This window comes from Enterococcus mundtii (assembly GCF_002947535.1).
GTDB lineage: Bacteria > Bacillota > Bacilli > Lactobacillales > Enterococcaceae > Enterococcus_B > Enterococcus_B mundtii_B.
Map to the genome: position 1 here is coordinate 1 of NZ_PUAP01000056.1, position 7,268 is coordinate 7,268.

Sequence of the window (7,268 nt, forward strand, 5' to 3'; positions counted from 1 at the left end):
AGAGGTTACTTCTGTTCCCATCGTTTATTCGGTTTTTGGTGGTGCATGAGAACCAATGCCCAGACACGTTTTAAAGCTGATACATTTGTTTTACATGTAGTGGAAAAGACTTTTAAAAGTTTTCAGCAGATGATAATAAAAAAAGAGACAAAAGAACCCATCTACGTATTGGTTTAGATGGGTTCTTTTTCTCTGTTATGAACGAAACTAGTTAGAACGAGTAAATTGGATCGAGTGATAATTATTTCTCAGAGTGTTGTACTCATGGGATATCTTGACTGGTCAGCTACTGTCAGCTGGCAATGACTTTTTATGATCTCTAGCACGTTTTATTGCTGCTTTTCAAAGGCTACTGTAATTTGAAAAAAATCCTATTTGTAAAATCATTAAATTCGATAAGCGTATCGTCACCAATCGGAACGAGCAATGCGACTTTACCTTTGTCTGTTCCACCTTCGTACAAATCTTTGTTTCCAAATTCTTCGTTGCCTAAGTAGCTATAACTTTCCTGGTTGACTTCTTCTCCAGTTGAACTAACTGGTACGAATCTAGAAAAAGCACGATACGGATCATTTTGGCTCCCTTTATTGACAGTTAGCTCTGCATCAAAAACTACCCATTCTTTTCCTTCTGGTGCGGGTTCGTTGTACTCATCCATGCTGATCATATAATTATACGCTTCTTCACCACGGACAACGTTACTGATCGATAGGGAAAGATTTGTGTCGATTTCTTCGTATTCGTCATCATAATAAACAGTATCGAACGTGATCGGGTTGTCGAGGGGCACAGGGTTTGAACGTTTGCCAAAAGCAGAATCACCTGATGCGTCCTCCGATCCGCTTAATTCAGTTGAGTTATCTGTGATATCTACCAGAGACGAACCATCTGTTTCTTCTGAATCAGTTGTGGAGCTGTCTGAAGAAGTGGAAGATGTTGCTGTTTTACTTTTATCATATGGCTTCAGAACAAGTTTTTTATCTTCCTCGTTATCTTTGGTAGGTGTGAGAATAATATTTTTATCTTCTTTTGTTACTGTATACTTGCCTGTTTCCCCGTCGTTTTCCCAGGTCATGGTATTTCCTTCTAACGTGTATTCAAACTTATATTGAAATTCTTCAAGCATGCTTTTCGCAAATTCTTCACCCAAAGCTTCCCATTCATTGGTAGCGGTCGATTGGTAAGAAGAAGGATCAATGCGAAACGATACGACATGATTTGAGAAAGAGGCAATCATGTCTACTTCCTCTAATTCTTCAATCAACCAATCATTGGCTTTCAGGTCATCAACACTGACTTGCTTTCCGCAGGCAGCTAGAAATAGTAGAACGAACAATAACATGGAACGACTAACGATTTTTTTCATTTTTTTCCCCCAAAAAAATTATTTTGACTACTATGTAAATGTAGTAGTTACCAAAAAAAGTAGACTAATAACCAAGTGCGAAAGCCTATTCATTTTTTTAAAAACTTATTTGAATTTGGACTTTTTTTATTCTTCATCGAAAACACATTAATATTATATCTTTATCTAATGAATAATACAAGTTGTGTTAAGAGTACGTTTGTTTTTTAATATAGAACTAAAATAAAGGTGATTTTAAAATGGTATAAATATAGCTATTTATCAAAATTTCTTAGTGAAAAAATACTGAACAAAGGAATATAAGTGAATGATTTTAGATTAAAAAATAACGATAAAATATAATATATAAAAATAGTTTATGATATAATCAGTATCTGAACACTTGATATTAAAGATTATTATCATGTAGGAGAATTATAATGAGAGAAACGGACAAAAGAAGTGAATTGTTGACCATCGGAGAATTAGCGAAAATAACTGGGGTCAATATTAAATCATTAAGATACTATGAACAAGTCGGAGTGCTGTTGCCGGTATACATCAATCCAGATTCTGGCTATCGCTACTATTCCTTAGCCCAAGTGAGCGCGGTCGAGCTGATTCAAGCGTGTGTAGAGATTGGTTTACCATTGAAAGAACTGCATCGCTTTAGTGATCCAAATAATTCCATCGATTATCTATCTTTTTTATCATATAGTGAAGAATTGATGAAGCAAAAAATCGAATTACTTCAACAAAATTTAAAAGGGATGCAAGAGGTCAAAGAGGAAATCAAATTATTAAAAAAATACAGAAATTCTAAAAAGCAACATCTCCGCCAATTATCAGAAAAATATTTATATGTTTTTCCTTACCAATCGACTGATAACAAAAAGACACTTTATACAGAAGCAGCCAATTTGTTTGATCGCTCGATGGAAGAGGGGTATGAGCCTTTATATGATTTTGGTATTCTTTATGAATTTATTGATAAAAACATGCAACAGTATATGTATATAGAAATCAAGCCTACAAAAAATATCGGTAAAAATATTAAGGTTTTACCTAGTGGAGAATATGCATGTCGGTTTAGTCCTAAAAGTTACGGCGAGCGCCTTCCAGAGTTGTTTCCAGCAATATTTGAAAAAAAGTCGACTATTCTTGCGGTTGAAGCAGAAGCTTCCACTGGAACATTAGAAGAAATCGTTTATGAGATCCGTGTTTTCAACGATGGAATGAATGATTGAGAATCCGTCAGCACTGAACAATGACGAAAAGTCAAAATGTTGAGGGAAATTTCTCCATGAATAAAGGAAATTACGTTGAAGGAACTAATCACGCAGACCAACAATTCAAGTTTTATTAGATTTGATTGGTCTCATGAGAGTTACAAATAAAATCAATCGTAAAGCAGCATAATAGCGGATCAACAATACAAAAACTGATTTTGATAGGTGGTCAAAATCAGTTTTTTTGTTCAAGTTACCTATAATTTGTTGTGAAAGTTCTATGCTTTGTTCATATACCCGCAATCAAGAAAACGTTATCATTTTTGTGAATCAATTAAATTTAGGAGGAGCGGAGATGAAGGATAAGAAAAAATGGTAGTCGGACTTTTTTGTGCAGTAGTAATAGCAAGTGCAATTGGTAGTGGGACAACGTATCACGCAGAGTCTAAAACGTTTGATTATAAAGAAACAGAAGCAGCAACTTATCAACGAGGGATGGATAATCAGCCGGAATCGTCTTACTGGTTTCCTGAAGAATTGTTAGAATGGAAATTTTCTAAAGATCCGGATGCACCTTATAATGTCAGCAAAGTGCCCTTGGCAAATCGGATCGATAAAAAGGCACTGGCAACTTCAAATGACACGCAAAAACCAGAAATGAAAGTGGTCGCTTTATCGATCATGAATAGCAGTACAAGTGGGAATGCGCCAAGGGGTATCAATACTTTTGATGCCAATGTGTTTTCCAATTGGCAGTATATCGATCAACTTGTGTATTGGGGTGGTTCGTCTGGTGAAGGGATCATTGTGCCACCAAGTCCTGATGTTATTGATGCGGCCCATAAAAATGGTGTGCCGGTATCAGGCACGGTCTTTTTTCCTCAAAGCACTCATGGAGGGAAAATCGAATGGTTGGATACATTCTTGCAAAAAGATGAGGATGGTACCTTTCCTTTAGTCGATCAATTGATCGAAGTAGCTAACCAATATGGGTTTGATGGCTGGTTTATCAATCAAGAAACAGACACCGTAGTCACAAGCTTTGATGATGCGAATGGTCAGAAAAAGGTAGAAGGGGCAAATGCGGCAGGAGGATTGAGTAAAGAACATGCGGATTTGATGCAAGAATTCATCAAACAATTCAAACAAAAAGCAGCAACTTTAGATATCATGTGGTATGATTCGATGACTTCGGAAGGGAAGATGGATTGGCAAAATGCATTGACGGATAAAAACCAAGCCTTTTTAGTCGACGCGGAAATGAATCCTGTAGCAGATAGCATGTTTTTGAATTTTTGGTGGAATACCGATCGTTTAGCGAGCCAAGAATTATTGAAAGCTTCAAAGAAGAAAGCCAATGAATTAGGGATCGATCCTTATCAATTATATGCGGGAATCGATGTCCAACAAAATGGGTATGATACTCCAGTGAACTGGCGGCTCTTCGCAGATGAAACTGGCACTCCATATACTTCGTTAGGTCTGTATGTGCCAAGTTGGACGTACACATCAGCAAGTGATTCTGCTGATTTTCAACGTCGTGAAATGCGTTTTTGGGTCAATGAACAAGGTGATCCGACGAAAGGGAAGACGCCGGTAGAAAAAGAATGGCCTGGGATCTCTACGTATGCAGTAGAACAGAGTGCTATCACCAGCGTTCCTTTTGTAACGAATTTTAGTATGGGGAATGGGTATGGATACTTCATCAATGGAAAAAAAGTATCGGATCTAGCGTGGAATAATCGCAGTATGCAGGACGTGTTGCCAACGTATCGTTGGATCTTTGAACATCAAGGTGAAAATCAATTAGCAGTTGAGATGGATTACGATGAGGCGTTTCGTGGCGGAAATTCTTTGCTTCTTAAAGGGAGTATGGAGAACGAGGCAATAAGTACAATCAAACTTTACCGAATGGATGGAATCATTTCCGATAAAACTTCTATCACAACAACGGCAAAAGCAACGAGCATCAGTCAGCTTGACTTAGTTCTGGAAATGGCTGACGGGCGAAAAGAAATCATCTCAGCAAGTGAACCAATCGGTCGGGATTGGACAACTGTCAGCTATGATGTCAGTCAGTTGGCAGGAGAAAAAATCAACACCCTTTCTTATCAGCTTGCTTCTTCAGAAACTCAGTCGGATTACGCGTTACACTTAGGTCAATTAGCTCTGACAGATGGAAAGGAACCTCAAACCACAAAAGTGTCAGGACTGACGCTTGAAGATGTTGTGTTTGATGAAGAGGAAGGGCGATACGCTGGCATACGACTTGCTTGGGATGAGACGGAGAGTCAAGCGAGTTATTATGAAATCTACCGAGTGAATCCTGACAACTCAACATCTTTCTTAGGAGCAACACCAGCTACGAATCATTATATCAATGCTCTTGAAAGAACCTTAGACACTACGCAAACAAAATTGATTGTCGTGCCTGTAGATGTGTTGGGTAATCAAGGTGAACCATCAGAGGTCGTTTCCTTTGATTGGCCGGACAATAAAGTGCCAAGAGCTGATTTTACTGCTTCGAGAACCCTAGCCGCTCCAGGGTCAGCGATTACTTTTACAAACACATCTTCCTTAAATACCGAAACGGTTACTTGGGAATTTGAAGGTGGGGATATCACGACAAGTCATGAAAATTCACCAGTTGTCACATATGACAAAGAAGGTGTTTATAAAGTAAAATTAACGGCAAGCAATCAAGCAGGGGAGACACCTGTCGAAAAAATCGGTTTGATCACAATTTCTAATAAAGTACCAACGGAGTTACCGCTGTTATCACGAAACGCGAAAGCGATCGCTTCCTCTTACACGAATGAAGCGGAAGCACCTCATTTTGCAATAGATGGCGACTTGACGACTAAGTGGTGTGCAACGGGAACGCCACCACATGAATTGACACTTGATTTAGGGCATGTTCAAACCATTAGTGAAGTTCGTATAGACCATGCGCAAGCAGGTGGAGAAAGTCCGGATATGAATACAAAATCATATGCGATCGAAATAAGTGAAGATGGAGAAGTATATACAGAAGTTGCCAAGACAACGAATAATACAACAAGTCACTCCCTTGAGACTTTTGCGGTACGATCTGCACGATATGTCCGATTACGTATTGAGAAACCAACACAAGGATCAGACACCGCAGCAAGAATCTATGGGTTTGGAGTATTTGGTTTGCCAGAATTATTACACTAACTTATGGGTTAAAAAAGCGTATTTGTCATTGTATGACTTCTATAAATTGATCTATCTGATGTCAAAAACAATTTCTCCATAAAATAAGCGTCATCCTTTACGAAAACATAGAAATGATGTTCGTAAAGGTGACGCTTATTTTTTTAAACTATATATTTCTAGTACAGTTTCTATCATTTTTCCTTAATCGCAAGAGCTTTATTTCTTTAGGTTTGAACGACGTTTTTTTTCAAAAAAAGTCAATCCAGCAACGATTAATAGCACAACAAAATAGGTTGTCCAACTAATCACATTAAAAAGTAATAAAGCCAATCCAATAATCAAACATAATAATAATGTGCACGCAGTTAGATTCTTTTCCATATCATACTGAAAACATCTAAGCGTCAATTTCTTGTGTCACATGAAGAATGAGCTATCGCTGTTTTCACTTCCAGACCTCCTTGTAAACGGCTTCTACAGATAAAATACATTTTATCTTAAAAAAGAAATTTTAGCATAAAGCAAAAAAGATTGTAAGGATTAGTTAAAGATTGTTGCGCTAAGGAACTTATTCAAGCAACTAAGGATATGATCCAACGATTGAAAAAATGGGATAAAAAATCAGATAGAATCATTCGATTTTCGCAATTATATGTAGAAAGAGAGGGGTTCATCACGTATGTAAAATTTAAGACACCTACTTTGACCTTTCAAGTAGGTGTCTTATTGTGAACTAGAGTTGCAATCGTCCATTCGAGGTTTTCACTCCTATGCGGATTTTTTAAGTTCTTGCACTGCTTGTTCGATCGTTACACCAGTCGCTACACGATTGCTATCTTCTTTGTCGAACACGACGAAAAGATTCAAATCGGTATTAAGAGTGACACGATATTGTAATTCTTTGTTATAGAATGTCATAGTCATTCTCCTTTCTTGTTGTTCTGTTGAAAGGCAACGATACGTTGATAACGAAATTCCATAACTATTATAGCACAGATAGTTGAATTGAATCAACTGTATTTTTATTAAATAATAATCATTATTGTTTGAAGGCAATCGTTGATTTGAAAAAATTGGGTAGGAGGATATGAAAGTGAATAGGATTTATATCAGATAGTGAAGTTAACAAAAAACAGTATACGAGATCAGTAGTGATCATTTCATATACTGCTTAAATTATATTAGTAACATTTTTCGCAAGGAGTCAATCCGCGTGCCAATGCTTCACTCATTGTCGCTGGATAATAGTTTCCATTTCCGCATTTATGCGTGTGGTACTTTGCTCCAGTTCTGGTAACTAAAACTTGCGCTTCATTTGCTTGTGCTTGTTGCGCTTGAGCTGCGGCTGCTTGTTCTTGTGCCACGCGTTGGGCTTCTGCTTGTTCAGCGGCTACACGAGCTTCTTCAGCAATACGGGCTTGTTCCGCTGCCTGTGCTTGTGCTGCCTGTTCAGCTTCGAGACGCGCTTGTTCTTCCTGTGCTTTCTTTTCCGCCTCAAGTTTCGCTTGTTCTTC

4 protein-coding genes and 1 pseudogene are annotated in these 7,268 nt (G+C 37.8%); 2 read left to right on the top strand and 3 right to left on the bottom strand.

Annotated features, from left to right (window positions below; genetic code table 11):
* Positions 1–349: 349 nt before the first annotated feature.
* A complete protein-coding gene (locus CUS89_RS16505; RefSeq protein WP_258082447.1) occupies positions 350–1,366 on the bottom strand; it encodes a hypothetical protein in 1,017 nt (338 codons plus the stop codon).
* Positions 1,367–1,785: 419 nt separating this feature from the next.
* Here CUS89_RS16505 and CUS89_RS15370 point away from each other — a divergent pair, with 419 nt between their 5' ends.
* Positions 1,786–2,592 carry a MerR family transcriptional regulator gene (locus CUS89_RS15370; RefSeq protein WP_104872742.1) on the top strand — a complete coding sequence of 269 codons (807 nt, stop codon included), beginning with the start codon at positions 1,786–1,788 and terminating at the stop codon, positions 2,590–2,592.
* A gap of 354 nt (positions 2,593–2,946) precedes the next feature.
* A complete protein-coding gene (locus CUS89_RS15375; RefSeq protein WP_104872743.1) occupies positions 2,947–5,772 on the top strand; it encodes an endo-beta-N-acetylglucosaminidase in 2,826 nt (941 codons plus the stop codon).
* Between the two features lie 750 nt (positions 5,773–6,522).
* Here CUS89_RS15375 and CUS89_RS16170 read toward each other — a convergent pair.
* Both CUS89_RS16170 and CUS89_RS15380 read right to left on the bottom strand, forming a co-directional pair.
* The gene (locus CUS89_RS16170) at positions 6,523–6,672 is read right to left on the bottom strand and encodes a hypothetical protein (RefSeq protein ID WP_010735353.1); all 150 of its coding nucleotides are present in this window, start codon (positions 6,670–6,672) and stop codon (positions 6,523–6,525) included.
* Positions 6,673–6,935: 263 nt separating this feature from the next.
* Positions 6,936–7,268: pseudogene (locus CUS89_RS15380) on the bottom strand (hypothetical protein); the annotation flags it as partial.